The sequence below is a fragment of the Photobacterium ganghwense genome (assembly GCF_003025595.1).
In the GTDB taxonomy this organism is placed as follows: domain Bacteria; phylum Pseudomonadota; class Gammaproteobacteria; order Enterobacterales; family Vibrionaceae; genus Photobacterium; species Photobacterium ganghwense.
Map to the genome: position 1 here is coordinate 1 of NZ_PYMI01000023.1, position 1,278 is coordinate 1,278.

Sequence of the window (1,278 nt, forward strand, 5' to 3'; positions counted from 1 at the left end):
TAACAGTTTTCGTGACTGGCTTTAAAAGCGGAATATTATCAGCGTAGTCAAAGGCAAATAATATCAAGGCGGCTTAGGTCGCCTTTTTTATTGGTGAGAAAATGAAAAGAATATTTCTTTTATTCCTCTTGGTTTTTTATTCTGGTTATTCTTATTCGAGCTATTATTATGTACCTAATTCTCGGTTTGGTCTTTACTTTGGTAGTTTGAATGAGGTTATTAATAAAGAAAAAGCCTACATGGCTGAGATGTATGAAATTATTGGCGATGTGGTAATTAATGAAAGTACGTCAATTGCAAATCATGGCTCAATAGATATTTATTATAAGCCTTATGCAAGTTATTCGTATTTTATGAAAAACTCATACACTTGGTGGCTTAAAGATGATGATTATTGTTCAACCAATTATGCTAGTTCGACTTTAAACAATAAAATAAATGAGTGTTTTGATAATACACCGTTAAATAATGAAGCATCGCATAGCTTCTATTGTAGTAATGATGCGGTTGCCATTCTTGGTTCATGTACTTATACGCCAATTGAGGGTGAATGTACTGGTGACGCTTGCGGGGGTGATGGCTCTGGTGAAGGCGGTGACGGTGGCGATGGTTCTGGTGGTGATGGTTCTGGTTCCGGTGGCGATGGTTCTGGCTCTGGTGGTAGCGGTTCTGGCTCTGGTGGCGATGGTGCTGGTTCCGGTGGTAGCGGTTCAGGCTCCGGTGGTGATGGTGCTGGTTCCGGTGGCGATGGTTCTGGTTCCGGTGGTGATGGTTCTGGTTCGGATGGTCAGGGCTCTGGCAGTGTGGACTTGTCCCCTGTCTTGAATAAGTTAGGCAACCTGCAATCCACTGTTGACCAAAACGCGTCCACTACCAAGGCGGCTTTGCAGGATGCGCAAAGCGCAAACAGTTCGGCCTTGGCGGATATTGAATCGGCCACACGCGACCTAGGCTCTGACCTTGCCAATATTGAATCTGCGACTCGTGGGCTTGGGGCTGACCTTGCTGATATTGAATCTGCGACTCGTGGCCTAGGTGGCAGCCTTGCTGATATTGCGGATAACACGGCGTCTACGGCTACCCGTGTGAATAACCTTGCGGCCTCTAACCGTGAAGCCCTTTCTGAGGTTAAGCAAGCCACAACGGATGTAGGTAATAAGCTGAGTGCGGATTTAGGCCAGATTCTGGATTATGACCAAAAGATGCATGAAGCGTTGCTGGCCATTGATGCCAACATCGGCAAAGGGATTCCGGCCATGGACAAATCGAATGATCTCC

The 1,278-nt window shown here is 45.6% G+C and carries 1 protein-coding gene; it reads left to right on the forward strand.

The features are described from left to right. Positions 1–101: 101 nt before the first annotated feature. On the forward strand, positions 102–1,278 hold a 1,177-nt coding region (locus C9I92_RS25625; RefSeq protein ID WP_487246582.1), incomplete at its 3' end, for an Mce/MlaD family protein.